This window comes from Sphingopyxis sp. (assembly GCF_034380315.1).
Classification (GTDB): Bacteria; Pseudomonadota; Alphaproteobacteria; order Sphingomonadales; family Sphingomonadaceae; genus Sphingopyxis.
In genome coordinates this window covers 52,031-78,681 of record NZ_JAXMPB010000003.1, presented here as the reverse complement: position 1 = coordinate 78,681, position 26,651 = coordinate 52,031, and the positions used below count along the sequence as shown (strand labels likewise).

Genomic DNA, 26,651 nt, shown 5'->3' with positions numbered 1-26,651 from the left:
CAACTGTGTTGTTGTGTCAATACAGCATGGCGCCGATGTGAGCCGGGCGGTATCGATGCTCGGTGGGGCAATCGTCAGTTGCCGGCCGGGCTACGGCGAGGAGAGTGCCCAGGAGCCCCCAAAATTTCGCTGTTCGGCGCGAAGCGACTGACCTAGCCTTGGATCCATGTCGTCCGCGTGCCTTTGCCGATGCGGACGGGCTTGTATCATGCGCCGAACCCAGCGACGATGCCGGCGAGCTGATCGAGGAGAGATGCGATGTGCGATGAAATCACCGAAGGCGACCTGGATCGCGCGGGCGTTCCCGTTGGCCGCCGCCGCTTTGCGGCGCTGGCGGGCGGCGGGGTTTTGATGGCCGCAATGCCGCTTGGCGCTGCCGAGGGGGTGGCGGTAAAAGGGCGGGAGGTGCAAATCACCACCGCCGAGGGCATTGTCGACGCCTATTTCGTCGCCCCTGCGGTCGGCAAGCATCCCGGCGTCCTCATTTGGCCAGACATCAGGGGGCTGCGGCCCGCTTTTCGACAGATGGCCGACCGGCTGGCTGCGGCGGGTTACGCCGTACTGTGCGTCAATCCTTTCTATCGTTGGGCGAAGGCGCCAGTCGTATATGCCGGGCACGATTTCGACGATCCCACGGTGCGTGAAACCTTGTTCGGCTATCTGAAACGACTCGACCGGGGTTTGGTGGAAACCGATGCGGCTGCGCACGTCGCCTTTCTGGACCGGCAGCCCGAGGTCGATGGCGCGCGCGGATTGGCGACGACCGGATATTGCATGGGCGGCGCGATGACCATCTATACGGCTGCCTTGCGCCCCGACCGGGTGCGCGCCGCGGCCAGCTTTCACGGCGGTGGTGTCGGGACGGACAAGCCCGACAGTCCTCACCTCCTGATTCCCGAAACCAACGCGGGTTATCTGTTCGCGATCGCCGACAATGACGATCAAAAGGATCCCGAAGAAAAGAACCGGTTGACGGCGATACTCGCTGCGTCGCCGCATTGGCACGAGGTCGAGGTTTACAAGGGCGCCATGCACGGCTGGTGCCCGCCGGACGGCCGCGCCTATGACGAGGCGGCAGCGGAAAAGGCGTGGGCCAGGATGCTCGAGCTGTTTCGCGCGAGCCTTTAGGGACGCATTCGGCCGACCGATTTCAGAAAGGCCTGTCCGCGCGGCGATAGGCGATAGCCCGTATCGAGGCTTTCGGTGAGGCCAAGCTCCTTCAGCTTGCGGACGTTCCGTTTGAGCGTCAGCTTGTCTGCACGCATCGCTTGGGCGATGACGGCTGCCGCAACCCCCTCATGGTCGGCGATGTAGCGCATGACCGGTAGGGTCCAGGGCGTTTCGCTGCGCTCGTCCAGCCGTGCCAGGCGGCGTCCAAGCTCTGCGATGTCCTTCGCCGACAACTGATCATTTTTGCGCAGCGCGGCCCGCGGATCGGCCCCAGCGTAACGAAAGGCGATGCGATAGAGATCCCCTCCATCGCGCTTGGCCAATTCGGCAAGCAATGCCTCGCGGTCAGGAAAACCAGCCGCGACGGCATCGCGTTCGGACAGGGCCGTGGCGTCTATCCGTTCGACCGCGTCGATTGCCAGTTCGCCGACCGCGGTACGCAGGCGTCCTCCCGGTTTGACCGACGGGCGCCGCCAGCGTCGAAACGCCAGCGTGACCGTTCCGGCCTGGATGCCGTTCAGCAGGGCTGAGCGAAAGAGCATCAGATGCCCTCGCGGTTTGACCGCTGCTTAACGGGCGGCGTAGCTTGCATAGACGCGCTGGCCGCCAGAACCGAAGGTCATGACCTGATAGGCGTCGCGCTGATTGCCATATTCCATCCCCGGCGAACCGGTCGGCATGCCCGCGACGGCGAGTCCCTTTACGCCCTTGGGCTTTTCGCGGAGCAGCCGCGCAATCTCGCGTGCGGGCACATGGCCTTCGATCACATAGCCGCCGACCAGAACAGTGTGGCAGCTTCGCAGCGCCTGCGGAACGCCTTGCTTGTCCTTGATCGCATTCATGTTCGTCGAATTGACGACCTTCACCGGCGCTTTCAACGACGCCTTTACCAGTTCGAGCCATTTAAGGCAGCAGCCGCACCCCGCGTCCCGGAACATCGTCGGATTGGCGGCATGGGCGGCGCCGGTTGCGCCGGCGAAGGCGGCAAGGGCGAACAGGATACGGCGGGCAGAAGACATGGCAGATTCCTTGGGCTGATACATCGCCCCTTCGCTCTAACGAGCCGGCCCCCGCAAGTCCAATTCGTGCGATCAGCCCATCGGATAAAGTATGTCCTTGCCGACGCGATTCAGCGCTTTCATCAGCGCGTCGTCGAGAACGAGGTCTGCCGCCGCCAGTATCGGGTCCAGTTGCGCGTCCGCGCTGACGCCGACGATCGTCGAGGCAACGAAATCATGCTGTTTCGACCATGCTGTTGCCATGGTGATGGGGTGGAGCCCCGCCTCGGCCGCGATGGCGAGATATTGTTCGGTCGCGGCCAGGCTCTTTTCATTCACAAAGCGGCGGCCCATTGCGGCCTGTCGCCCCTCCATCGCCAGATAGCGTGAAAAACGCGCGCCATCGGGACGGGCGCCATTCTGATATTTGCCCGATAAAACCCCGCCGGCCAGCGGGGAGTAGGGGATCAGGCTGACCCCTTCCTGGCGACAGACCTGTGCCAGTTCATCTTCGAACCGCCGGTTGTTCAGACTGAAATTATTCTGGATGGTGTGATAGCGGGCGATGCCAAGACGTTCCGATGCTGCGAGCGCTTTCATCAGTCCCCAGCTTGTTTCGTTCGAGCAGCCGAGAATACGGACCTTGCCGATGCGCACCAACTCGTCGAGCGCGTCCATCATCTCGTCATAGGGCGCGTCATGGTCAGGCCAGTGGGCCTGATACAGATCCACATAATCGGTCTGAAGCCGGGCCAGGCTGTCGTCGATTGCCTTGAAGATATGATGACGGTCCAGCGCGGTCATTCCGCCGCGGCAGGGTGATTTGAACCAGACGTGGCTCGGCCCCGAGACCTTGGTGGCCAGAATGATGGCGTCGCGCGGCTTGGTCTTGAGCCAGCGGCCGACGATTTCTTCGGTGCGCCCGACCCATTTGGCATCGGGCGGGACCGGATAGCCTTCGGCCGTATCATAGAAGTTGATCCCCGCCTCGAAGCAGCGGTCGAGGATGCGCAGCGCCTCTGCTTCGTCGGTCTGGCTGCCAAAGGTCATGGTTCCCATACAGATGTCGGACACATGGATGGCGCTTTGGCCAAGGCGGCGGCTGTTCATGCGGACACTGTCTCCGGCCGGGTTTGGAAAGGGCCGTTCTACGTGGCGTGGGGCGGGCTGGCAATTGGTCGATGTCAGATCATCAGCGCGAGCGATCCGACCAGCAGCAAGGCCATCGTCCAGTTGAACAGGCGCAGCCGCCCCGGCGCGGCCAGCCAGCCGCGCAAGGCGGTGCCCATGGCCGCCCACAGGCTGGTCGACGGCAGGTTGATGATGCCGAACACCATGGCGACCAGCAGGATCGCCGAGAAATTCCGATCCGGCGCGTAAAGCGCGATCGCGGTCAGGGCCATCGTCCACGCCTTGGGGTTCACCCACTGGAACAGCATCGCCTGGAAAAAGGACATCGGCCGCCCGTCCGCTCTGCCGCTTCCGTCGGGTGCCGCGGCATGGGCGATCTTCCACGCAAGCCACAGAAGATAGGCGATGCTGACGATCTTCAGCAGCGTGTGGAGGAGCGGGAACAAGTCGAACAATCCCATCAACCCCACGCCCACCAATATGATCATCAGCGTAAAGCCGACCCCGACGCCCAGGGCGTGGGGCACCGTTCGGCGCAGCCCGAAATTGGCGCCCGATGCCATTAGCATCATATTGTTCGGGCCCGGCGTGATCGAGGAAACCAGCGCGAATGCGGAAAGGGCCAGCAATGTCGTATCGTTCATCGCTGCAACATAATTCGATGTGATCGACCTTGGGTTGCAAATGATGGCTGGCATAGAGTATTTTCTGCAACATATGGGCAGAATGGACGGAATAGACCGAAATATATTGCGCGAACTGTCGCGGAATGGGCGACTCGCCAATATCGAACTTGCCGACCGGGTCGGCCTGTCGCCCTCGGCCTGTCTGCGGCGGGTGCAGGAACTGGAACGCAGCGGGGTGATCAAGGGGTATCGGGCCCGCATCGATCCGGCGAAGGTCGGGTCGACCTTCATCGCCTATGTCACCGTGGGCCTGTCGTCGCATACCAAGGCGGCGCAATCCGATTTCGAGGCGGCGATGGCCGACGCGCCCGAAGTGCGTGAGTGCCATAATGTCACCGGGGCGATCGAATATCTTTTGCGCGTCGAGGCAGCGGACCTTGCCGCGTACAAGCATTTTCATGCCGACGTGCTGGGGGTGCTTCCGCAGGTGCATTCGATCACCACCTATGTCCTGATGGACTCGACCAAGGATGAGCGCGCCTGATCGGCCCCGCGGGGCGCGGCCGGTGTGAAGGTGCCTTGAACGGGCAGGGCATAGTCCGCATATCCGTTTCATGACGAAACTATCTTTTCTCGATCTCGTCCCAGTGACGGAAGGCGGCAGCGTTGCGCAGGCGCTGGCCAATGCCGCCGATCTGGCGGCTCATGCCGAAGCGCTCGGCTATTATCGCTATTGGGTGGCGGAGCACCATGGGATGGCGGGGATTGCGAGCGCGGCGACCTCGGTGGTTCTGGCGCATATCGGTGCTGCGACATCGACGATCCGTATCGCGGCGGGCGGGATCATGCTGCCCAACCACGCCCCGATGGTCATTGCCGAGCAGTTCGGGACGTTGGAGGCCCTGTTCCCCGGGCGCGTCGACCTTGGATTGGGGCGAGCGCCCGGATCGGACGGTATCGTGGCGCGAGCGCTGCGGCGCAACCTGGCGAGCGATGAGCGGCAGTTTCCGCAGGATGTCGTCGAGCTTCAGGCCTTTCTGGCCGGCGACGAGGCGCTGGGGATCCGGGCCGTGCCGGGCGAGGGGACACATGTGCCCCTGTGGATATTGGGATCGAGCCTGTTCGGGGCGCAGCTCGCCGCCGCGCTTGGCTTGCCTTACGCCTTCGCCAGCCATTTCGCGCCCGATGCGCTTGACGAAGCGCTGGCGATCTATCGGCGGCAGTTCAAGCCCTCTGCGCAGCTTTCATCGCCCTATACGGCCGCCGCATTCAACATTTTCGCGGCCGGCACGAGGGACGAAGCCGAATTGCTCGCCAGTTCCCAGCAACAGGCGTTCGTCGCGCTTCGCACCAGCAACCCGGGCCGGATGCAGCCGCCGTTGCCGGGTTACAAGGACAGCCTGCCGCCCAATGCGCGCGCGATCCTCGATCATGTTCTGCAATGCTCCGCGGTCGGGACGGTCGACGACGTACGCGCGGGCCTTAAGAGCTTTGTCGATCGCACGGGTGTCGACGAGGTCATCGTCGCGTCGTCGATGTATGATCATGCCGCCCGCAAGCGCTCGCTCGCCCTGGCTATGGAGGCGGGGCAATCGCTGTAGGGCGTGTGTTGACGCGGCTCCGGCAGGGGCAGTATAGGAGCGACCCTACCAAAGGGCGGCCCGGAAGGGGCCGCCTTTTTCCTTTTGGCTTTTTGGAAAGGTGCTTGCCATGTCGATCACGCCGCTGATGCCCGTTTACCCCCGGTGCGATGTACGCCCGGTTCGCGGCGAAGGCGCTTATCTTATCGGCGAACGAGGCGAGCGTTACCTGGATTTTGCCAGCGGCATCGCGGTGAATCTGCTGGGTCACGGCCACCCCCACCTGACCAAGGCCATCCAGGACCAGGCGGCGACGCTGATGCATGTGTCGAACCTGTACGGCAGCCCTCAGGGCGAAGCCTATGCCGCGCGGCTGGTGGAAAACACCTTCGCCGACACGGTCTTTTTCACCAATTCGGGCGCCGAGGCGGTCGAATGCGCAATCAAGACCGCGCGCGCCTATCATTCGAGCGCCGGCAATGCCCAAAAGCATGTGCTGATCACCTTCAACAACGCTTTCCACGGCCGCACGCTGGGGACGATTTCGGCGACTAACCAGGAAAAGCTGCGCAAGGGTTTCGATCCGCTTCTGCCTGGTTTCGCCTATGCGCCGTTCGACGACATCAACGCCGTCCTCGACCTGGTCGATGACAGTACGGCGGGCTTCCTGGTCGAACCGGTACAGGGTGAGGGTGGTATCCGCCCCGCGTCGCAGCCCTTCATGCAGGCGTTGCGCGATATCTGTAACGAACGCGACCTGATGCTGGTGTTCGACGAAGTCCAGTGCGGCGTTGCGCGCACGGGTTCGCTCTACGCCTATGAACAGTTCGGCGTGACACCCGATATCATGGCGAGCGCCAAGGGTATTGGCGGTGGTTTCCCGATGGGTGCGTGCCTGGCCACCGAAAAGGCGGCGCGCGGTATGGTCATCGGTACGCATGGCTCGACCTATGGCGGCAACCCGCTTGCGATGGCGGCGGGGCAGGCGGTGCTCGACGTCGTGCTGGAAGACGGCTTCCTCGATCAGGTGAAGGCAACCGGCGAGCGGCTGCGCGGCGCGCTGGAGCAGTTGATCCCGAATCATGATCATCTGTTCGAAAGCGTCCGCGGCATGGGGTTGATGCTGGGCATCAAACTCAAGAGCGACAGCCGTGCGTTTGTCGCGCATCTGCGGGACAACCACGGCCTCCTGACCGTTGCGGCGGGCGACAATGTCGTTCGCATCTTGCCCCCGCTCAACATCGAGCAGGGTCACATCGACGAGTGCATCGAAAAACTGTCGACGGGGGCGGCGAACTATACGCCGCCGGAAAGCTGATGCGGCATTTCCTGAACCTGTCGGACGCGGGCGGCGATGCCGTTGCGGCGATGCTGAACGACGCGCTGGACCGGAAGGCCGGCCGCGCCGGCTGGCCGAAGGGAAAGGCTGACCCCGATGCCCCGCTGGCCGATCATGTGCTGGCGATGGTTTTCGAAAAAAACTCCACGCGCACCCGTGCGTCGTTCGAGGTCGCGATCCGTCAGCTCGGGGGCGCTCCGATGGTCATGGCCGGCGATCAGATGCAACTTGGCCGGGGCGAGAGCATCGCCGACACCGCGCGCGTGCTGTCGCGCTATGCCGACGCCATCATGATCCGCACCGACGATCATTCCAAGGTAGAGGATATGGCGGCGCATGCCAGCGTGCCCGTCATCAACGGTCTGACCGATCTGTCGCATCCGTGTCAGATCGTCGCCGACCTTCTGACCATTTTGGAAAGCGGAAAGGCATTGCCGGGGCTGGAACTCGCGTGGCTCGGCGACGGCAACAATGTCCTGTCGTCTCTGATCGAGGCGGCGGGCCTGTTGGGGTTCAATATCCGGGCGGGCTGTCCGCAGGGTTATGAGCCCGATGCGGCTTTTGTCGACGCCGCCCGGGCGCAGGGCGCGCGGATCGATATTGTTGCCGATGCGCGCGAAGCGGTCGCGGGTGCCGATCTGGTCGTGACCGATACCTGGGTATCGATGGGGCAGGATCATGCCCATAACAAGCTGGCGGCGATGGCGCCTTATCAGGTTGATGAACGGCTGATGGGCGCAGCGAAGGGCGATGCGCTCTTTCTGCACTGCCTGCCGGCGCATCGCGGCGAAGAAGTCGTCGATGCGGTTATCGACGGGCCGCAGTCGCGTGTCTGGGACGAGGCGGAAAATCGCGTCCATGCCCAGAAGTCGATCCTTTTGTGGGCACTGGGCAAATTGTGAGCGAAACAATCGAAACCTGGTTCGATCAACCGTTGGTCTTCACCATCTCCGAACGCCATGTTCGGGGACGGCTGGTACGGCTGGGGCCGGTTCTCAATCGTATCATGGCGGCGCACACCTATCCGCCGGTGGCAGAAAAGCTGCTGGCCGAGGCATTGGTGCTGACCGTGTTGCTGGGCTCGACGCTGAAGGACGCCGGGGGACAGATGACCCTGCAGGCCCAGACGGGCGGCGGGCCGGTCGAACTGCTCGTCTGCGATTATCGCGGCGGTGAGCTGCGCGGCTATCTGAAGTTCGATGCCGAACGGCTTGCGCTGGTCGGTCCCGATCCGACGTTGTTCGCGCTGTTCGGCGAAGGCTTCCTCGCGATCACCTTTGACCAGGCGACCAGTGGCGAGCGGTATCAGGGCATCGTGCCGCTTGAAGGCTCGTCGATCGGCAATGCAGCGGAACATTATTTCGAGCAATCGGAACAGATATCGAGCCTGATCCGGCTCGCCGCGCGACATGATGCCGAGGCCGGATGCGTGGCCGGAGGTCTGTTGCTTCAACATCTGCCGGAAGGCGAGGTTGGACGCGATCGCCTGCATGTTCGCCATGACCTTCCCGAATGGGAACATGCGAGTACGATAGCGGCGACGCTGAAGGATAGCGAACTGACCGACCCCGCCATTTCGCTGGAAACGGTCGCATGGCGTCTGTTTCACGAAGACGAGGTGCGGATCGAGCCGGGCGTTTCGGTGACGCGCGGCTGTCGCTGCAGCACCGAGCATTTCGCGGGCGTGCTCTCCCAATTTCCGGCGAGCGAGCAGCGCGATATGGCGGATGACGACGGCCATATCCGTGTCGATTGCGCCTTCTGTTCGCGTATTTTCCCGATTTCGCTCGACGAAATTGCAACCGAAAACTGAACGCTTCGTTGGCCTTGATCGGCGGCCTTCTGGCGATGAAGCGAGCCGTTTCATCGTCAAGCGGTTGAAATTACGGGTCCGAATTGCTAACTCATTCCCAACAGGGTCGCAAAGTCGCCCATATTGGGGCGGTTAACGGACGGATAATGATGGCGATCTTCTCTCCTTCTATGCGCTGGCTTGTAGCGGTGGCGGGTTTCGTCGGTGCAGCGGCGTCGGTTCCGGCGCAGGCGCCGTCGCTGACCATGCTCGACCGGCTCGAAAAGGGCAGCTGGCAGCTCCGCGAACGCGGCAGCGATACCGTCCTTCAGACCGTTTGCCTGGGCGATGCACGACGCCTGATCCAGGTTCGACACCCGCGTTCGGGCTGTTCGCGCTATGTGATCGAGGATACGCCGGGGGCGGTGACGGTCCACTACACCTGTCCCGGTGCGGGGCATGGCCGCACAACGATCCGCAACGAGACGAACCGATTGGTCCAGATCGACACACAGGGGATCGCCGACGGCCGCCCCTTTTCCCAAGCGATCGAGGCGCGCCGCGTGGGCGGTTGCTGACCGCGATTCTGGCGGCGGCGATAAGGGAATGTTAACCAAGCTGCGCTAAGCCCCTGGGCATAGACACCGATGTGTGTTCTTCTCCCTAACGGCACGATGCCGCACTGGGCCGCCGGATGCTTCCTGCGGCCCATTTTCTTGCCGCCATCGCTTTCGCTGCGGCCCTTGCGCGGGGAACCGCAGAGGCGTATCGGGCCGCCATGCAAGGAATGAACGGCAAAACGATGATCGTCCTGTTGTCGGGCGGACTGGACTCGATGGTGTGCGCGGGGCTCGCCCGCGAGGCCGGAGCCCATATTGTCGCACTGACGGTCGATTATAACCAGCGGCACCGGGTCGAACTGCAATCGGCGGCGCGCATTGCCGAGGCGGTGGGCGCGGTCGAGCATATCGTGCTGCCGCTCGACCTGACCCGTTTCGGCGGATCGGCGCTGACGGCGGATATCGATGTGCCGAAGGATGGGCTCGCGGACAAGGTGCCGATTACCTATGTTCCCGCGCGAAACCTCATTTTCCTGTCGTTGACGCTCGGCCTTGCAGAGGCGCGGCAGGCGCAGGACATCGTCATCGGGGTCAATGCGCTCGACTATTCGGGATATCCCGATTGCCGCCCCGATTTCATCGCGGGGTTCGAGGCGCTGGCCCGTCTTGCGACGCGCGATGGCGACAAGGGCGTGGAATTCAGCATTCATGCGCCGCTGCAATATATGACCAAGGCGGATATCGCGGCCGAAGCCGCACGGCTTGGTATGGATGCCGCGATGAGTTGGTCTTGCTATGACCCGACGCCCGATGGTCAGCACTGCGGCCTGTGCGACAGCTGTCGGTTGCGGCGCAAGGGCTTCGCCGACGCGGGGATCGCCGATCCGACGCGCTACGCGGTCGGCGCCTGACGATGACCTATTCGGTCAAGGAGATATTCCTCACCCTGCAAGGGGAGGGGGCGCAATCCGGCCGCCGGGCAGTTTTCTGTCGCTTTGCCGGGTGCAATTTGTGGACCGGCCGGGAACAGGATCGGGCCAAGGCGATCTGTCAGTTCTGCGACACCGATTTCGTCGGCACCGACGGCACGCTGGGCGGGAAATATGGGGATGCGGCGGAACTTGCCGCCACCATCGCCCAATGTTGGGGCGAGGGAACAAGCGATCGTTATGTCGTGCTGACCGGCGGCGAGCCGATGCTGCAGGTCGACGATGCGCTGGTCGATGCGCTGCATGGGCAGGGATTTGTCGTGGCGATCGAGACGAACGGGACGCTTCCCGTTCTCGCTGCCATCGACTGGGTATGCGTCAGCCCCAAGGCCGGAAGTACGCTGGTCCAGACACGGGGCGACGAGTTGAAACTGGTGTGGCCTCAGCCGGGGCATGACCCGAACCGTCTCGCCGAACTCGATTTCGATCACTTTCTGGTGCAGCCGCTCGACGATCCACAGGCGGCCGACAATGTCCGCCAATGTATCGCACTGGTGATGGATGACCCACGCTGGCGCCTGTCGCTCCAGACGCACAAGAATCTCGGATTGCGCTGATCGGACCTAATTGTCCTGGGCGTCTGCCTTGCGGGTAGCGGTGACGGTCGACGTGGCGTCTTCGCTGTTGGCCGAATCCTCGGCGCCGCTGGTCGCTTCTTCGTCCGGGCTTTCTTCGCTGCTTTTCGGAGCGGCCTTCTTGCTTTCGTCACCCGGAACGCTGTTGTCGACGGCGGTGCCGTCGGCCGATGCATCATCCAGAATGATCATCGAATCGCTGATCGTGCCGGGCTCAACCTCCACGGCGTCGAGCTTGGTGGTCGATGTATTGCCGCCGCTGTCGTTGCCCCCACAGGCAGCGAGGGCAAGGATGAGCGAGACGGGGAGCAGGGTACGGATCATGCTGCGTTCCTAATCTTTTGCCGAAAGCTTGTCGAGGAAGGCGGGCAGCGTCTCGGCGAGGGCGGCGTCGACGTCGGCAAAGTCGGTCGTGCGGCCCAGCGCGGCAAGGCTCGTGACCGGAAACTCGGCGATGCCACAGGGAATGATCCCCCCGAAATGCCCGAGATCGGGTGCCACATTCAGCGAAAATCCGTGCAGCGTGACCCAGCGGCGAACGCGCACGCCGATCGCGCCGATCTTGGCCTCGCGTCCGTCTGGCGCGTCGGTCCAGATGCCGATTCGCCCATCGGCGCGGCGGGCGGGGACGTCGAGCTTTGCCAGCGCATCGATCACCCAGCCTTCCAGCGCCGCGACATAGGCGCGGACATCGCGCCCGCGCTTTGCCAGGTTGAGCTGTACATAACCAATTCGCTGGCCGGGGCCGTGATAGGTGTAGCGTCCGCCGCGTCCGGCATCATAGACCGGAAAACGCGGGTCCAGCAGTTCGGCGGGATCGGCGCTGGTCCCGGCGGTGTAAAGCGGCGGATGTTCCAGCAGCCAGATGCGCTCGTCGGCATCCCCGGCATATATGGCGGTCGCACGCGCCTCCATATCGCCGAGAGCGTCGGCGTAATTGGTGAGGCCGGGCGACACGATCCATTGCGGCGCGAGCCATTGCGGGGCAGTCGATGATGTCATGCGGGGGCTTCCTGCCCCCTGGCCGGGCGCCTTGCAAGGCCTGTATGCCGCAGCGGCATCGGGACTGGACAGGACGCAATAAGATCGCCAGTTTCCGGGACCGCCGAGACAATGAAAAACAAAGAGGTAATAATGGCAAAATTCGACATGGCCGCAGCATGGGAAGACAGCGTCACGCTGCTCAAATCGCATAGCGCACTGACCGGTACGGTCGCGGCGGCCTTTCTTTTTCTCCCCGCCCTGGTAGTCGCCTGGTTCGGTCCCGTTCCGGTTGAGCCCGCGGAGGGCGCGGGCTTGCCGCAAATTGTCGAGGCCATGCAACAGAGCATGAGGGCGACGTTACCCTATCAACTGGGGGCGGCATTGCTGGCGATGATCGGAACCCTCGCGATCCTGCGGTTGTGGCTCGCGCGTAGCGGTACGAGCGTCGGCGAGTCCCTGGGTTTTGCAGCCGCGCTGTTTCCGACGATGATCATCGTCCAGCTGCTGACCGGTTTGATGATGGGTTTTGCGGCGCTCTTGCTCGTCGTGCCCGCATTGTATCTTGTGGGACGTTTGTCGGTGGCGGTCCCCTTGTTGGCCGACCGCGGTATTCGCAACCCGATCGAGCCGATCCGGCAGAGCTGGGCGCTGACGCACGGGAATGGCTGGGCGATCTTCTTTTTCCTGTTCCTGGTCGCGGTCGTGATCTTCATCGTCGCGATGATCCTGATCGGCGTGACGGGAGCCGTCGCGGGCAGTGAGCCGGGCGTGGGCCGAATGGTGGCCGGAGTGGTCGAGGCGGGTGTCGGCGCGGTCGGCAGCCTGGTTTCGATCGCCGTGTCGGCGGCCGTTTATCGCCAGCTTGCCGTGCGCGGTGCCGGGGATGCGTTTGCCTAGGTTGCGGCGGTCCGTCGCAGCAGGACATGTTTCGAAACGGGGAGGGGAACGATGAACAAAATCAGCGTGAGTCAGGCTTGGTCCTATGCGACGAGCTTTTTCTCCGGTCAGATGGCCAACCACGCCATAGTGCTGATCGGCGTCGGGATATTCGTTCCCATGCTATTGAATATGCTGTTTGGCGGCGGCGCGGCTGCGTTGAGCGACCCGATGGCATATTCCATGGCAGCGATGAGCGGAGCGGCCATAGTTGTTGGCATTCTGGGCTATATTCTACAGACCGGCAGCTATTTCGCATCGTGGCGGATCGGCCTGACCGATGGGGCGGAGCCGATCGGAGGGGCGCTGGCCTTCGGTGTCGTGGCATCCCTGCCGGTGCTGCTGCTGGGTCTGGCGTTGGCGCTCGTCTTTGGTCTCGTCTTCGTGCTGATTTTCGGTGGAGCGATGCTGCCGATGTTGATGGGTGGCGGCACGCCTGGCGAAGGCGCGCTCGCCAGTATGGGGCTCATGGTTCTGGTCCTCGTGCCTGCGATGCTTTTTCTGTTCGTGTGGCTCGCCGCGCGCTTTTGTTGCACTGGACCGATCATGGCCGATCGCCGGACCTATAATGTGCTGACCGGGCTGGGAGAAAGCTGGCGCCTGACGGCTGCCTCGCAATGGAAGCTGTGCGCTTATTTCGTCCTGCTGGGCGTCGTGATGTTCGTGATGTTGGGGATCGTCGGAATGATCGCCGGGGTTTCGATGGTTGCCGGTGGCGCGTCGACGGGCGGCATCATGACCGGGGTCGTGATCGGCAGTCTGTTGGTCGGCATTCCCATGGCGTTTCTGCAGGTTGGCGTTCCGGCAGGCATCTATCGCGCATTGGGTGGCGATAATCCGGCGGCCGCCTTTGCCTGAACAGGGCGAAGGCGTTCGAAGACCAGAGCGGCGCGTCACATTCGCTTGACGCGCCGCTTTTGCCTTACCCCCATTTCGCGAGCGGGGGCAGGCTCATCAGGATCGCGTCGATGTTGCCGCCGGTCTTCAGCCCGAACAGCGTGCCGCGGTCATATACCAGGTTGAACTCGGCATAACGTCCGCGCCAGACGAGCAGTTCGTCAAACTCCGCTGCGCTCGCCGGTTGCGCCATCCTGCGCCGGACGATTTGCGGAAAAATGTCGAGAAACGCTTCTCCGACGCCGCGCGTGAACTCGAAATGGCGATCGAACTCGGCGTCGTCTCCGCATTCCAGATGGTCGTAGAAAATTCCGCCGACGCCGCGATGGACGCCGCGATGCGGGATGAAGAAATAATCCTCCGCCCATTTCGAATAGCGCTCATAAACATCGGGGCCAAAGGGCGCGCAGGCTGCCCGCAGTCGCGCGTGAAAGGCTTCGGTGTCCTCGGCATAGGGAATAGGGGGGTTCAGATCGGCGCCGCCGCCGAACCAGCGTTTGGTTGTGGCGAGGAAGCGGGTGTTCATATGGACGGCGGGAACGTGCGGATTCGCCATATGGGCAACAAGACTGATGCCCGTCGCAAAGAAGCTGGGATCTTCGTCCGCGCCGTGGATCGACTTCGCGAAATCAGGCGCGAACTGCCCGCCGACGGTCGAGACATTGACGCCGACCTTTTCGAATATCTTGCCCTTCATGACACCGCGAACGCCGCCGCCGCCTTCACCCGGGGCGATGCCGTCGGCTTCCCGGTCCCAGGGCGTGTAGGCGAAACGGGCGTCGCTTCCGGCCTCGGTCTCGATTTCCTCGAATGCGGTGCAGATCCGGTCGCGCAGCGTCTCGAACCACGTGCGTGCCGCCTGTTGCTGGGAATCGAGCGAAATCATGCCGCAAAGCCTTTCGTCTGTCTGAGTGCTTCGGCCAGCGCGATGCCAGCCGCAACCGCTACATTCAAGGATCGAAAACCCGGTTGCATGGGAATTGCGACCCGCGTTGCTGCGGCGGCGTGGATGTGGTCGGGCACGCCCGAAGATTCGGATCCAAAGAGCAGCACGTCATCGGTGGTGAAGGCGAAAGCGGGCAGGGCGGTGGCGCCCGCCGTTGTGAACAGGACGATCCGCTTTCCTGCATTCTCCGTCCAACTGCGGAATCCGGCCCAGTCGGCGTGGCGCCGCATTGCGGCGCGCTCCGCATAATCCATGCCCGCTCGCTTGAGCGCCTGGTCGGAGAAAGGAAAACCGCACGGTTCGATGACATGGGCGGTGGTGCCGAAGCAGGCAGCGGTTCGCAGGGTGGTGCCGACATTGCCGGCAATGTCGGGTTGGAAGAGGGCTATCTCCATTGCGTCGCCATAGCGGGGGGCTGCTCTGGAATCGAGCGCTATTGCCGCGCAGGTGTCGCGGGGCGCTCTTTCGGGAAATTGTCTGTTGGCAAGGCCTTTATGTGCGGCTATCAGGCCCGCAATTCCCGGAGGGGCCGTCGGGATGCGCGGAACTGTGCGCATATGGACAGGGCGACCCTTATCGCGGAAAATAGGTCCGTTTACCGAGGATAAAGGGCAGTCGAATGGCCAGTGAATCCGAACTTAATGCCGGCATCGAGGATGGCGTCCGTCGCCGCGATTTCATCAATATCGCGGCCGTCAGCTTCGCCGGCGTTGGCGCTGGGGCAATCGTCCTGCCGCTGGTCAACCAGATGAATCCTTCCGCCGACGTGCTTGCGCTGTCGTCGACCGAGATCGATATTTCGGCGATTCAGTCGGGGCAGGCGATCAAGACGAGCTGGCGCAAGCAGCCGGTGTTCGTTCGCAACCTCACCACGGCTGAAATTGCCGAGGCGGACAAGGTTCCGATGAGCGACCTGCGTGACCCGCAGACGCTTGGCGACCGGACCAAGGTTGGCAAGGAAAATTGGCTAATCACCCTGGGCGTGTGTACGCACCTTGGATGCGTGCCGCTTGGCGCCGCCGAGGGCGAAAATCGCGGCGATTACGGCGGCTACTTCTGCCCGTGCCATGGTTCGCACTATGATACCGCCGCCCGCATCCGCAAGGGGCCTGCGCCGACCAACCTGGTTGTGCCGCCCTATGAATTCACCAGCGACACCGTCGTGACGATCGGCTGAGGAGCGAGATAAGATGAGCTTTCCCTGGGCCAAGAATTATGAACCGCAGCAGCCGCTGATGAAGTGGCTGGACGAGAAGCTGCCGCTGCCGCGTCTTGTCTATAATGCGATCGGCGCCGGTTATCCGGTCCCCCGCAACCTCAACTATTTCTGGAACTTTGGTGTTCTCGCCGGTGCCGCGCTGGCGATCCAGATCATCACCGGTATCGTGCTGGCGATGCACTATGCCGCCAATGCCGGTGTCGCTTTCAATTCGGTCGAGCATATCATGCGCGACGTGAATTCCGGCTGGTTCATTCGCTATGCGCACATGAACGGCGCCAGCATGTTCTTCATTGTCGTCTATCTCCATATTTTCCGCGGTCTGTACTATGGTTCGTACAAGGCGCCGCGCGAGATGGTGTGGCTGCTCGGCGTCGTGATCTTCCTGCTGATGATGGCGACCGCCTTCATGGGCTATGTTCTTCCCTGGGGGCAGATGAGCTTCTGGGGCGCGCAGGTCATCACGGGCTTTTTCTCGGCGATACCGATCGTCGGCGAGCCGGTGCGCCAGTGGCTGTTGGGCGGGTTCGTTCCCGACAATGCGACACTGAATCGCTTCTTCTCGCTGCACTATCTGCTGCCCTTCGTGATCCTGGGCGTGGTGATCCTGCACATCTGGGCGCTGCATATTCCGGGTTCGAGCAATCCGACCGGCATCGAGGTGAAGGACGAGCAGGACACTGTTCCCTTCCACCCCTATTACACCGCGAAGGACGGCTTCGGTCTGGGTGTGTTCCTGCTCCTTTTCGCAGGGCTGACATTCTTTACGCCGAACATGCTTGGCCATGCGGACAATTATATCCCGGCCAACGCACTGTCGACGCCGGCGCATATTGTTCCTGAATGGTACTTCTTGCCTTTCTACGCGATCTTGAAGGCATTCACCTTCAACTTCCTGTGGATCGACGCAAAGCTGTGGGGCGTCATCGCGATGTTCGCGTCGATCGCGCTGCTGTTCTTCCTGCCCTGGCTCGATAGCTCGCCGGTCAAATCGTCGACCTATCGCCCGCTGTACCGCATCTTCTTCTGGATCCTGGTTGCCGACGTCCTGCTTCTTGGCTGGTGCGGCATGCAGCCGGCGGAACAGCCGTGGGTGCTGCTCAGCCAGCTCGGTGCCATCTATTACTTCGCGCACTTCCTGGTGATTCTGCCGATCGTTTCGCGGATCGAACGTCCGCTGCCGATGCCGAACTCGATCACGGAAGCTGTCCTTGCAAAGCATGCCGACAAGCCGTCGGCCACGGCAACGGCCTGAGCGCCGGACATTTATAGGAGCTGATACAGCCATGGTTCGTCCGCTCGGTTTTCTCGTCGGCCTGGGGTTCATTACGGCCCTGCTGCTGTCGATCGTCACGACGCCGCTCAAGAATGAGCCCAATGTCGCGTATTCCTTCGTCAAGCATCCGCGGCACCTGAAGCTCGCCAGCGATGGTCTGTTCCCGCATTGGGACCAGCAGCAGCTTCAGCGCGGGATGCAGGTGTATAAGGAAGTCTGTTCGGCCTGCCACAGCCTGAACCTGGTTGCGTTCCGTAACATTCAGGACCTGGGCTATACCGAAGGACAGGTGAAGGCCTTTGCCAAAACCTTCCAGGTTCCTTCGGTGAATCCCGACACGGGCGAGCCGGCGACGCGCGACGGTTTGCCGTCGGATTACTTCCCGGCGCCCTATGCAAATGACGTTGCCGCCCGCGCGGCAAACAATAATGCGGTCCCGCCCGATCTTTCGCTGATCACCAAGGCACGCGAAGGCGGCAAGGATTATGTCTATTCGTTGCTGAGCGGCTATCAGAATCCCCCGGCGAACCTGCCGAAGGAGCTTCAGCCGGGTGCAGGGCTGCACTTCAACCCCTATTTCCCGAACTTGAACCTTGCGATGGCCAAGCCGCTGTCGGATGGCCAGGTGACTTACGCCGACGGGACCAAGGCAAGCGTCGACCAGATGTCGAAGGACGTAACCGCCTTCCTCGTATGGACCGCCGAACCGAAGCTGGTGAAGCGCGTTCAGGTTGGCTGGGCTGTGATGGCTTATCTGCTGATCTTCACGATCCTTGCTTATCTGTCGTACCGGAACATCTGGGCGAACAAGGAACATTGATGGGCCGGGACGGGCGATTAACCCCATGATCGCCCTTCCGCCCCGTCCGGACCTCGACCTTGCGTCGCTGGTCCGCACCATCCCGGACTTTCCCAAGCCCGGAATCCAGTTTCGTGACATCACGACCCTGATTGGCGACGCCGCCGGCTTTTCCGAAGCCGTGCGGCGTTTGTCCGTTCTGGCTGCGGGACATCGTCCCGATTTCATCGTCGCGGTAGAGGCGCGCGGGTTCCTGTTCGGTGCCGCGATGGCCACGGCCATGGGGGTAGGGCTGGTTCCGGTTCGCAAGGCGGGAAAATTGCCGGGCGTGACGATCGGGGTCGATTATGAACTGGAATATGGCGTCGATCGACTGGAACTGCACGAAGGGGCGGTCGAGGCCGGGCACCGCGTCGTGCTGGTCGACGATCTTCTCGCAACCGGCGGTACGATTCTCGCGACGGCCGAATTGATGCGGAGCGTCGGAGCCGAAGTTGCGGCCGCGCTGTTCGTGATCGATCTGCCCGATCTGGGCGGCTCCGGGCGCCTTGCCGATGCAGGGCTCCGCTGCGAAACGCTGATTGCCTTCGAGGGCGACTGATCCCGTTCCCGCGCGGCGCCTCGGGCATTCTTTGGAAACCGCGCTGCTCTCTTCTGCACGGGATAGGCTTGCTGTGAATAGCGGCCGACACCGATGTTCACCCCAAAGAAAAAGGGCCCGCGCCGATGCGCGAGCCCTCCTTTGCATTCGAAGGTGCCATGCGGTTTAGAACGGAACCCAGTTCTGTTTCTTGCGGATCTTCATATAGCCGACATTGGCGCCAAGCCTTGCGCCGACGCCGACGCGAATCGGGATCAGCACCACATCGCCGCGCCGCAGATAGCTGGCGTTGAATCCGCCGATCAGATAGGCAGCGCCTTCGCCCGCTGGGAAGCGCTTGTAGAGATCTTCGGTGTCGAAGAGATTGTACACCAGCACAAAGGTGTTGCCGGCGTTGGCGCCCGCATCGAAGCCGATCGAAGGCCCCGTCCAGTAAGCGGGACGTTCTCCCTCGATCTTGTGATACAGGGTGCCCGAACCATAGCGCAGGCCGATCCCCAGTGCGCCGCCGGCTTCGCGGCCGACGATATAGGCATTGGGTTCACCCTGCTTCTTCAGAATATCTTCGATCAGGCCAGCGAGGCCCTGTGCGCCCTTGCCAAAGACGCCTTCGGCTGCGCCGATCAAATCGTCTTCCTTGTATGTCGTCGCGGGATCCACGGTGGTCGTGGCGGCGCCGGGGGCGGCGGCTGCGGATTCGCTCGTCGCACTGCCAACCGGACCATATTGTTCGTCGCCGGTTGCAAGGTCGCTGTTGATGTCCGCCGGGCTGGCGTAATCGGTCCCGGCGGGGGGAGGGGGCGGTGGCGGATTGTCGAGGTCGGCGTCGATCGCCGAATTGGGATCGATCGACGTCATCTGCGCCGCGGCGGGCACGGGTGAAAGGGCAAGGCCAAAGGCCGCAAGGGCCGATATGGCGATGCTGCTGAGCGTTTTGCGCATATTATCCCCCAGGAAACGGACGGCGCCGCGCGCCGAATATTGCGTTAATCATGACTCACTTTCGCGTGTGGGCAATGAACCGGCGATGACCTGAGTCGATTTTGCGCCGGGACGAATCAAATTTGCGGTCAAATAGATCGCCTAACGTCAAAAAAGGGCAATGTTAGACATTGCGGGGCGATGCGGGTCTGGTTATAGCGCCCGCCTAGGCCAGACTGTCGTTAGCGCGGCAGGCCATGCGGAGACGTGGGTGAGTGGCTGAAACCAACGGTTTGCTAAACCGTCGTACGGGTTGATTCCGTACCGAGGGTTCGAATCCCTCCGTCTCCGCCACCTACTCTCAATTACCTGTTATCCCACATAATCGCGGATCATGTTCTTTGCGATGACGAGTTGCTGGATCTGCGTCGTGCCTTCGTAGATGCGATAGATGCGGCAGTCGCGATAGAAGCGCTCCGCAAGATATTCCTTCAGATAGCCCGCGCCGCCGTGAATCTGGACGACGCGGTCGGCGACGCGGCCGCACATTTCGCTGGCGAACATCTTGGCCGCCGCGGCTTCGACGATGATCTTCTCGCCCCGGTCGGCCCGCGCGCAGGCATCGCTGAGCATGCATTCGGCGGCGTAGATTTCCGCCTTGCTGTCCGCGAGCATCGCCTGGATGAGCTGGAAATTGGCGATCGGCTCGCCAAAAGCCTTTCTCTCCATGGCATATTGCAGCCCTGCGTCGAGCATTCGCTTTGCATAGCCCACGCTCGCGGCGGCCACCGACAGGCGGCCGTTGTCGAGGCTTTGCATCGCGGCGCGAAAGCCGATGCCTTCCTCTCCGCCAAGCAGCGCATCGCCATCGACATGAACATCCTCCAGGATCACGTCGGCGATCTGCGATCCCGCCTGGCCCATTTTACCGTCGGGTTTGCCGATTGAAACGCCGGGCGCGTCGCGCGGGACGAGGAAGGCGCTGACGTGCGCATTTTTGGGTAGCGCCTCTGCATTGGTACGCGCCATCACCAGGATGACGTCGGCGAAGGGCGCGTTGGTGATGTAGCGTTTGGTGCCGTTGAGCACATAGCCATTGCCGTCGCGCACCGCGCGGGTCTTCATCGCTGCGCTGTCCGATCCGCTGTCGGGTTCGGTCAGGCCGAAGGCGGCGATCGTGCCCGTCGCGAGCCGCGGCAGCCAATGTTCCTTTTGCTGCTGCGTCCCGAAGCCCAGGATCGACTTGCACACCATGCCGATGTTGATCGACACGATCGATCGATAGGCGGGGGAGGCGTAGGCGATTTCCTTGATGAAATTGACGTACTGGCTGATGTTCATGCCCGCGCCGCCATATTCCACTGGCATCGTTACGCCGAACAGGCCCATGTCGCGCATTTCCGCCAATATGTCGTCGGGAACCCGGCCGAGTTCCTCGAGCTGCTCCTCCGCCGGGATTAGCCGTTCGCGCACATAGCGATCGAGCTGTTCGATAAAAGCGTCATAGACGTCGGCGTCCATTCCCGGCTGGGTCATTGCGGCTATTCTCCCGATATTTCGGTTTCGAATAGCAATGGGAATTGGCCAAGACCAGCCCGAAAGGAATGGGCCGCGCCGCATCATCTGGCGCGGCCCGTCGATGAGAGTCAGTCCTTGGTGGCGGTCTTCCCCGCCAGCCAGCGCCGCGCGCGGAGCAGCGGCGGTGTGCGCCACAGCGCGAGCAGCAGGACGAACAGCAAAGCCCAGGGAACCAGCGCCGCGCCGACAACCAGCACGAGGGACAGCATCGTCGCGCCGCTGCGCACCAGCATGTTGACGGCGTCGGCGAAGGGGTTGCCATAACCGATGCCGGGAAGCCCGCCGGTGCCAACATAATCGAAGGTGACGGGCGTGGTCGCCAGCATCGTTTCGCCGGTGCGCCGTGTGTCGCGTTCGTCGTCGAGCCGGGCGCGAAGTTCGGCAACCTGCTGTTGCAGTTCGGTGCGTTCGCGGTCGCCGATGCCGCCCTGTTTCAGTCGCGCCTCCAGCCGCGCAATGTCGGCCCCAATGTCGGCGCTGCGGCGTTGTGAGTCGCTGATCTGGCTGCCGACATCTTCGCCGCTGATTCGAACCGAGGCCAGAACGCCCTTGGCCTTTTCGACGCTGACGAGCGCGTCCTTTCCAAACTTGCGCGCGATGGCAGGGTCGAGCCGGAACTCCAGCCGGGCCTCGACCTCATTTTCGCGGATCCGGCGGTAATTCATGCCGGCGATGCGGCAGCGACTGATCCCCAGCGCTTCGCAGGCGGCGGCATGTTCCTCCTGAACGTGCGCGATGCGATCGTCGGCGAGGCGGAATGCATAGGCATAGTTGAAGGCAGCGCCGGGGGCAGCGGTTACGCGAACGTCGGGGCCGTCCACGGCTTCGGCCATGGCCGCGTCGCTGGAGGACGTCTCTTCGGAAGCCTGGCCGCAGCCGACCAGGACGAGCGCCATCGCGCCCGCCAAGAGCTTGATTTTCATGAAGACTCTCCCAATGCGCGACTCGCATGTCGCGGGAGACTGCATATCACAATCAATCAAGTAGACAATGCGCCTCAGGCGGCGCGGACGAATCCGTCGAGCACGCGCTTGCTGCCCGCCTGTTCAAATTCGACCTCCAGCTTGTTGCCGTCGACGTCGACAATCTCGCCATAGCCGAACTTCTCGTGAAACACCCGCATACCGATGGCGAGGTCGCTGCGCGGTTTCGCGCCGACCGAGGCGGCGGGGCTGCGTTCGCTCGGCGCGGGCGCTCGCGTCACGGTCGATGGGGAGGATACCGCGCGTTGCCAGGCGGGGCCGCGCGTCATCGTCCGCGCGGGGTTGCGCTCGGCGACATGCGCGAAGGGATCGCCCTGCGCGGACCAATTGGCGCGCCACAGGCTTTGACCGCCGCCGAAACTATTCTCGCTTTCGACATGTTCGGGCGGAATTTCCGCGATGAAGCGGCTCGGGATGCTGCTCATCCATTGGCCATAGATGCGGCGGTTGGCGGCGTGATAGATGCTCGCCCGCTGGCGTGCGCGGGTGATCGCGACATAGGCGAGGCGGCGTTCCTCCTCCAGGCTGGCGAGGCCGCCTTCGTCGAGCGCGCGCTGCGATGGGAACACCCCATCTTCCCATCCCGCGAGGAAGACATGGTCGAATTCCAGCCCTTTGGCGGCATGGATCGTCATGATGGTGACGGTTTCGCCGCTGTCGTCATTGTCGCGGTCCATGACGAGGCTGACATGTTCGAGGAAAGCCTCGAGCGATTCATATTCCTCCATCGCGCGAACAAGCTCGGAGAGGTTTTCCAGCCGTCCCGCCGCCTCTGCACTGCGGTCGGCCTGGAGCATCGCGGTGTAACCCGATTCGTCGAGGATCAGCTGCGTGAGTTCGGGATGCGACAGCTCGTTCGCCTTCGCTTGCCAGCCGCGCATCTGCGCGACGAAGTTGGCAAGCTGACGGCGCGCCTGCGGGGTGAGCTCGTCGGTCTCGGTAATCCGCGCGGCAGCGTGGAACAGCGCGCTGCGCTCGATCCGCGCAAATTGGTGGATGCGCGATACCGCCTTGTCGCCGAGCCCGCGCTTCGGGACATTGACGATGCGTTCAAAGGCGAGGTCGTCGGCGGGCGATTGGACGAGGCGCAGATAGGCGAGCGCATCGCGAATCTCGGCGCGCTCGTAAAAGCGAAAACCACCGACAATGCGGTAGGGCATGCCGATCGCGATAAAGCGATCCTCGAACTCGCGCGTCTGAAACTGCGCGCGGACGAGGATGGCGGCGCGGTCGAGCGACACGCGGCGGCGCTGGAGGCTTTCAAGTTCTTCGCCGATACGCCGCGCTTCTTCGGGACCGTCCCATACGCCGACCACGCGCAGCTTGTCGCCCGCGTCGAGTTCGGTCCACAATGTCTTGCCCAGCCGGTCGCTGTTCTGCGCAATCAGCGCCGATGCGGCGGCCAGGATTTGCGGGGTCGAGCGATAATTCTGCTCGAGCCGGATCACTGTCGCACCAGGAAAATCCTTTTCGAAACGCAGGATATTCGCGACTTCTGCGCCGCGCCACGAGTAGATCGACTGATCATCGTCGCCGACGCAGCAGATGTTCTTTCGCGCCTGCGCGAGCAGCCGGAGCCACAGATATTGGCTGGCGTTGGTGTCCTGATATTCGTCGACGAGGATGTATTTGAAACGCTGCTGATATTGTTCCAGCACCTCGCGGTGGGTCTTGAGGATCACCAGCATGTGAAGCAACAGATCGCCGAAGTCGCAGGCGTTCAGCGTCTTGAGCCGCGCCTGATAGAGCGCATAGAAATGCTGTCCCTTGCCGTCGGCATAGGCGTCCTTGTCGGCGGCATCGAGATCGCCCGGCACAAGGCCGCGATTCTTCCATTTATCGATAAGGCCCGCAAGCTGGCGCGCCGGCCAGCGTTTCTCGTCCAGCCCTTCGGCCTGGATCAGCTGTTTCAGCACGCGCAGCTGGTCGTCGGTATCGAGGATGGTGAAATTGCTCTGCAGCCCGACAAGTTCGGCGTGGCGGCGTAGCATCTTGGCGCAGATGCTGTGAAAGGTACCAAGCCAGGGCATTCCCTCGACCGCGTCGCCGATCATCCGTCCGATGCGCTCGCGCATTTCGCGGGCCGCCCTGTTGGTAAAGGTGACCGCCAATATCTCCGAAGGCCAGGCGCGCCGCGTTGCGATGATATGCGCGAGCCGCGCGGTGAGCGCCGCGGTCTTGCCAGTGCCCGCGCCCGCGAGCATCAGCACCGGCCCCTCGGTGGTCAGCACCGCCTGGCGCTGCGGCCCGTTGAGCCCCTGAATATAGGGCGGGTCCGACGGGTCTGACGGCGGCAGGTCGGGCGGCGAGGTGGGCAGGCTGTTCACGCGCGAACGATTAGGGAACAGCGGCGGCGCTGTCCAGTGCGAGCCGGGCTCTCAACCGTCATTTGCCTGCATTGGAAGCTGGGGTGTGCGGTCGGCGATCAACGGGATGCAAAAGGTGGTGATACCAGAAGCTCGTGAAGCGCGGAACGCTCGCCGGATACGCCCTGTCGCGCCAGTTCGTCGAGCGTCGCCGCGGCCATGGCGTCATAGGCGGGAAGCAGTCGCGGGCAGTCCGACGCGATCGCATCCCGGTGCCCCTCGATCGTTTGAGCATCGCCGCGCAGCAAGGGCCCCGACAGCGCCGCAAAGCCGTCGGAAAGGCTGTTGTCCAACGCGGCGCGAACCAGCGGTGCGAGCAGGGCGCCCGGATGTTCGACCCCGGCGCGTTCCAGGGCATGCGATGCCCCCGCGATCAGTGTCACGAGGTGGTTCGCGGCGTGGCAGAGCGCGGCGTGATAGAGCGGACGGTGCTGTTCGGGAATTTCGATCGCGGCGCCGCCGAGCCACGCGACAAGGCGCCGCGCCTGCACGGTTGCGGCCGGGGCCGAACCGGTGATGGCGAAACAGGCGCCGGACATGCGCTGAACCTCGGCCACAGGGTTGCCGGTGAACGTCATGGCGGGGTGGATCGCGGCGGTCAGCGCTCCCTTCGCGGCCGCGTCGGCCAGAAGCGAGACGCCGCTGCGCCCGCTGACATGGAATATCAACCGAGGCGGCTTTGCGGGCAGGGCGGCGGCAACTTCTGCGGCGACGGCTTCCATGGCGTCGTCGGATACGGCGATTGCGACGACGTCGCTTTCGCGGACCAGTGCGGTCATCGATGGCGCAGCCGCGCCGGTACTGGCGTTGGCAAGGGCCGTTTGCAACCGCTCGCTGGAACGCGCCCAGAGCATCGGAGGCGCGCTGGCGTGCGGCGCCAGGCCGAGCGCGAGTGCCTGTGCGACACGGCCGGCACCGATAATGCCGATACGATCCATGGGGGCTGCCGTCATAGGCTGCGTCCTACGCCGCTGCTGTGTCCAAGGCCAGCGGCACGATCGCATGGTGCGGCGGGATTCGCGCTTGCGCCGCTTCGCCAAACATGGCCAAAGCGGCCCGATACCGTAAGCTGATAATGAAATGGGGCGCGGCGCAAATGGACACAACACCCTATCGCAGGCATCGGCGCGTGCTGACCGCAAGCCTGGTTGGAACGGCCGTCGAATTCTATGACTTTTATATTTATGGCACGGCGGCTGCGCTCGTGTTCGGGCCGCTGTTCTTTCCTGCGGAATCGCCGTCGGCGCAATTGATGCTCAGCTTCATGAGCTTTGCGCTCGCCTTTTTCGCGCGTCCGGTGGGTGCCATCGTTTTTGGCCATTATGGCGACCGTATCGGGCGCAAATCGACGCTGGTCGCTTCGCTGATGCTGATGGGCGGTTCGACGTTGCTGATCGCTTTTCTGCCGACCTATGCGATGGTCGGATGGGTGGCCCCGCTGTTGCTTTGTATTTTGCGTTTCGGGCAAGGGCTGGGGCTAGGCGGCGAATGGGGCGGGGCGGCCCTGCTGGCGGTCGAAAATGCCCCGCCGGGATGGCGGGCCCGCTTCGGAATGTTCCCGCAACTCGGCGCACCCGTCGGTTTCATTGCCGCCAACGGCCTGTTCCTTCTGCTCGGCCTTTGGCTCAGCGACGCCGAATTCATGGCATGGGGATGGCGCATTCCCTTCCTGTTTTCAGCCTTGCTCGTCGGGCTTGGCCTTTGGGTCCGGCTCAAGATCGAAGAGACACCGGCTTTTGCCGAGGCGATGGAACAGGGGCCGCCGCCGGGGGTGCCGCTCGGCGAACTGGTGCGTCACCATCTGCTCACGACGCTCGCCGGCATTTTCGCGGTCGTCGCCTGTTTCGCGATCTTCTATCTCGCGACCAGCTTTGCGCTGGCGCACGGCACGACGACCCTTGGATACCCGAAGGAAGCCTTTCTGCTGGTACAGCTTGGTGCGATCCTCTTCATGGCGGCGGGGATCATATATGCGGGCTATGCGAGCGACGCGTCGAGCGCGCAGCGTGTGCTGACCTGGGGGTGCGGCGCGACGATATTGATCGGGCTGATCTTCGGCCCGGCGCTCGCCTCCGGCTCGCTTGCTATTGTCGGACTGGGGCTTGCCAGCGCGCTGTTTGTGATGGGACTGGTCTATGGTCCGCTCGGCGTCTGGCTGACCGAATTATTTCCCGTTCACGTGCGCTACACCGGGGCTTCGGTCGCGTTCAACGGCGGCGGCATATTGGGCGGCGCGGCGGCGCCGATCGTTGCGCAAGCGCTGGGCGACTGGGGCGGCACCGAAATGGTCGGGCTCTACCTTGCGCTTGCTGGCGTCCTCAGTTGGATCGGCCTGACCATGGTGGCGAAGGCCGCCCGTTAGGGTCCCGTCCCCGGGGTGGCGGC

Annotated in this window: 29 protein-coding genes and 1 tRNA gene; 17 read left to right on the top strand and 13 right to left on the bottom strand. The window is 63.0% G+C overall.

Features of this window, described 5'->3' with window-relative positions; all coding sequences use genetic code 11:
• Positions 1-258: 258 nt before the first annotated feature.
• Entirely contained in the window at positions 259-1,128 is an 870-nt protein-coding gene (locus tag U0S50_RS06355) for a dienelactone hydrolase family protein (protein WP_322307932.1), read from the top strand.
• On the opposite strand, the gene U0S50_RS06350 is transcribed toward U0S50_RS06355, so the two are convergent.
• From U0S50_RS06350 to U0S50_RS06335, 4 genes are all read right to left on the bottom strand, one after another.
• Positions 1,125-1,712, bottom strand: coding sequence for a hypothetical protein (locus U0S50_RS06350; protein WP_322307931.1), 588 nt, complete (start codon positions 1,710-1,712; stop codon positions 1,125-1,127). The genes U0S50_RS06355 and U0S50_RS06350 overlap by 4 nt on opposite strands.
• A gap of 27 nt (positions 1,713-1,739) precedes the next feature.
• The gene (locus tag U0S50_RS06345) at positions 1,740-2,189 is read right to left on the bottom strand and encodes a DUF411 domain-containing protein (protein WP_322307930.1); all 450 of its coding nucleotides are present in this window, start codon (positions 2,187-2,189) and stop codon (positions 1,740-1,742) included.
• Between the two features lie 72 nt (positions 2,190-2,261).
• Positions 2,262-3,278, bottom strand: a complete 1,017-nt coding sequence (locus tag U0S50_RS06340; protein WP_322307929.1) for an aldo/keto reductase — start codon at positions 3,276-3,278, stop codon at positions 2,262-2,264.
• Between the two features lie 74 nt (positions 3,279-3,352).
• A complete protein-coding gene (locus U0S50_RS06335; protein WP_322307928.1) occupies positions 3,353-3,943 on the bottom strand; it encodes a LysE family translocator in 591 nt (196 codons plus the stop codon).
• Between the two features lie 82 nt (positions 3,944-4,025).
• Here U0S50_RS06335 and U0S50_RS06330 point away from each other — a divergent pair, with 82 nt between their 5' ends.
• The 8 genes from U0S50_RS06330 to queE all read left to right on the top strand — a co-directional run bounded on the left by U0S50_RS06330 (position 4,026) and on the right by queE (position 10,742).
• Positions 4,026-4,469: an Lrp/AsnC family transcriptional regulator gene (locus tag U0S50_RS06330; protein ID WP_322307927.1), complete on the top strand. Its 444-nt coding sequence runs from the start codon at positions 4,026-4,028 to the stop codon at positions 4,467-4,469.
• A 70-nt stretch (positions 4,470-4,539) separates the two neighbouring features.
• Positions 4,540-5,526 (top strand): LLM class flavin-dependent oxidoreductase, encoded by a 987-nt coding sequence (locus U0S50_RS06325; RefSeq protein ID WP_322307926.1) that lies wholly within the window; start codon positions 4,540-4,542, stop codon positions 5,524-5,526.
• A 109-nt stretch (positions 5,527-5,635) separates the two neighbouring features.
• Complete coding sequence (locus U0S50_RS06320; protein WP_322307925.1) at positions 5,636-6,823, top strand: aspartate aminotransferase family protein; 1,188 nt, start codon at positions 5,636-5,638, stop codon at positions 6,821-6,823.
• Positions 6,820-7,746 (top strand): ornithine carbamoyltransferase, encoded by a 927-nt coding sequence (argF, locus tag U0S50_RS06315; RefSeq protein ID WP_322308264.1) that lies wholly within the window; start codon positions 6,820-6,822, stop codon positions 7,744-7,746. The genes U0S50_RS06320 and argF overlap by 4 nt, the downstream gene beginning before the upstream one ends.
• A complete protein-coding gene (locus tag U0S50_RS06310) occupies positions 7,743-8,657 on the top strand; it encodes an Hsp33 family molecular chaperone HslO (protein ID WP_322307924.1) in 915 nt (304 codons plus the stop codon). Before argF ends, U0S50_RS06310 begins: the two co-directional genes overlap by 4 nt.
• A gap of 146 nt (positions 8,658-8,803) precedes the next feature.
• Positions 8,804-9,214, top strand: a complete 411-nt coding sequence (locus U0S50_RS06305) for a hypothetical protein (protein ID WP_322307923.1) — start codon at positions 8,804-8,806, stop codon at positions 9,212-9,214.
• A gap of 200 nt (positions 9,215-9,414) precedes the next feature.
• The gene (gene queC, locus U0S50_RS06300) at positions 9,415-10,107 is read left to right on the top strand and encodes a 7-cyano-7-deazaguanine synthase QueC (RefSeq protein WP_322308263.1); all 693 of its coding nucleotides are present in this window, start codon (positions 9,415-9,417) and stop codon (positions 10,105-10,107) included.
• Between the two features lie 2 nt (positions 10,108-10,109).
• Positions 10,110-10,742 (top strand): 7-carboxy-7-deazaguanine synthase, encoded by a 633-nt coding sequence (gene queE / locus U0S50_RS06295; RefSeq protein ID WP_322307922.1) that lies wholly within the window; start codon positions 10,110-10,112, stop codon positions 10,740-10,742.
• A 6-nt stretch (positions 10,743-10,748) separates the two neighbouring features.
• Here queE and U0S50_RS06290 read toward each other — a convergent pair whose 3' ends face one another.
• Positions 10,749-11,084, bottom strand: a complete 336-nt coding sequence (locus tag U0S50_RS06290) for a hypothetical protein (RefSeq protein ID WP_322307921.1) — start codon at positions 11,082-11,084, stop codon at positions 10,749-10,751.
• Positions 11,085-11,093: 9 nt separating this feature from the next.
• Positions 11,094-11,762, bottom strand: coding sequence for a lipoyl(octanoyl) transferase LipB (lipB, locus tag U0S50_RS06285; RefSeq protein ID WP_322307920.1), 669 nt, complete (start codon positions 11,760-11,762; stop codon positions 11,094-11,096).
• Positions 11,763-11,894: 132 nt separating this feature from the next.
• Here lipB and U0S50_RS06280 point away from each other — a divergent pair, with 132 nt between their 5' ends.
• On the top strand, positions 11,895-12,641 hold the full coding sequence (locus U0S50_RS06280) for a hypothetical protein (RefSeq protein ID WP_322307919.1): 747 nt from the start codon (positions 11,895-11,897) through the stop codon (positions 12,639-12,641).
• Between the two features lie 51 nt (positions 12,642-12,692).
• A complete protein-coding gene (locus tag U0S50_RS06275) occupies positions 12,693-13,538 on the top strand; it encodes a hypothetical protein (RefSeq protein ID WP_322307918.1) in 846 nt (281 codons plus the stop codon).
• Between the two features lie 64 nt (positions 13,539-13,602).
• Here the strand turns inward: U0S50_RS06275 and hemF are convergent, their stop codons facing one another.
• Both hemF and U0S50_RS06265 read right to left on the bottom strand, forming a co-directional pair.
• Positions 13,603-14,463, bottom strand: a complete 861-nt coding sequence (gene hemF / locus U0S50_RS06270) for an oxygen-dependent coproporphyrinogen oxidase (protein ID WP_322307917.1) — start codon at positions 14,461-14,463, stop codon at positions 13,603-13,605.
• On the bottom strand, positions 14,460-14,918 hold the full coding sequence (locus tag U0S50_RS06265; RefSeq protein WP_322307916.1) for a tRNA (cytidine(34)-2'-O)-methyltransferase: 459 nt from the start codon (positions 14,916-14,918) through the stop codon (positions 14,460-14,462). The genes hemF and U0S50_RS06265 overlap by 4 nt, the downstream gene beginning before the upstream one ends.
• A 224-nt stretch (positions 14,919-15,142) precedes the next feature.
• Between U0S50_RS06265 and petA the strand changes: the two genes are divergently transcribed.
• Genes petA through U0S50_RS06245 form a run of 4 tightly spaced genes read left to right on the top strand, consistent with a single transcriptional unit; the run spans position 15,143 to position 18,418 of the window.
• Positions 15,143-15,700 carry a ubiquinol-cytochrome c reductase iron-sulfur subunit gene (gene petA, locus U0S50_RS06260; RefSeq protein WP_322307915.1) on the top strand — a complete coding sequence of 186 codons (558 nt, stop codon included), beginning with the start codon at positions 15,143-15,145 and terminating at the stop codon, positions 15,698-15,700.
• A gap of 13 nt (positions 15,701-15,713) precedes the next feature.
• Positions 15,714-16,997 (top strand): cytochrome b/b6, encoded by a 1,284-nt coding sequence (locus U0S50_RS06255; protein WP_322307914.1) that lies wholly within the window; start codon positions 15,714-15,716, stop codon positions 16,995-16,997.
• A gap of 31 nt (positions 16,998-17,028) precedes the next feature.
• Positions 17,029-17,838, top strand: coding sequence for a cytochrome c1 (locus U0S50_RS06250; protein WP_322307913.1), 810 nt, complete (start codon positions 17,029-17,031; stop codon positions 17,836-17,838).
• 25 nt (positions 17,839-17,863) lie between these two features.
• Positions 17,864-18,418 carry an adenine phosphoribosyltransferase gene (locus tag U0S50_RS06245; protein WP_322307912.1) on the top strand — a complete coding sequence of 185 codons (555 nt, stop codon included), beginning with the start codon at positions 17,864-17,866 and terminating at the stop codon, positions 18,416-18,418.
• A 165-nt stretch (positions 18,419-18,583) separates the two neighbouring features.
• On the opposite strand, the gene U0S50_RS06240 is transcribed toward U0S50_RS06245, so the two are convergent.
• Positions 18,584-19,360, bottom strand: coding sequence for a DUF1134 domain-containing protein (locus U0S50_RS06240; RefSeq protein ID WP_322307911.1), 777 nt, complete (start codon positions 19,358-19,360; stop codon positions 18,584-18,586).
• Between the two features lie 240 nt (positions 19,361-19,600).
• On the opposite strand from U0S50_RS06240, the gene U0S50_RS06235 reads away from it, so the two are divergent.
• Positions 19,601-19,693, top strand: a tRNA-Ser gene (locus U0S50_RS06235).
• Between the two features lie 18 nt (positions 19,694-19,711).
• On the opposite strand, the gene U0S50_RS06230 is transcribed toward U0S50_RS06235, so the two are convergent.
• The 4 genes from U0S50_RS06230 to U0S50_RS06215 form a co-directional block, all read right to left on the bottom strand.
• Positions 19,712-20,875, bottom strand: a complete 1,164-nt coding sequence (locus U0S50_RS06230) for an acyl-CoA dehydrogenase family protein (RefSeq protein WP_322307910.1) — start codon at positions 20,873-20,875, stop codon at positions 19,712-19,714.
• Between the two features lie 110 nt (positions 20,876-20,985).
• A complete protein-coding gene (locus U0S50_RS06225; RefSeq protein WP_322307909.1) occupies positions 20,986-21,840 on the bottom strand; it encodes a DUF4349 domain-containing protein in 855 nt (284 codons plus the stop codon).
• Positions 21,841-21,914: 74 nt separating this feature from the next.
• On the bottom strand, positions 21,915-24,218 hold the full coding sequence (locus tag U0S50_RS06220; RefSeq protein WP_322308262.1) for an ATP-dependent helicase: 2,304 nt from the start codon (positions 24,216-24,218) through the stop codon (positions 21,915-21,917).
• Positions 24,219-24,325: 107 nt separating this feature from the next.
• On the bottom strand, positions 24,326-25,375 hold the full coding sequence (locus U0S50_RS06215) for a Rossmann-like and DUF2520 domain-containing protein (protein ID WP_416194962.1): 1,050 nt from the start codon (positions 25,373-25,375) through the stop codon (positions 24,326-24,328).
• Here U0S50_RS06215 and U0S50_RS06210 point away from each other — a divergent pair.
• Entirely contained in the window at positions 25,363-26,628 is a 1,266-nt protein-coding gene (locus U0S50_RS06210) for an MFS transporter (protein ID WP_416194961.1), read from the top strand. The genes U0S50_RS06215 and U0S50_RS06210 overlap by 13 nt on opposite strands.
• The last annotated feature ends 23 nt before the right edge of the window (positions 26,629-26,651 follow it).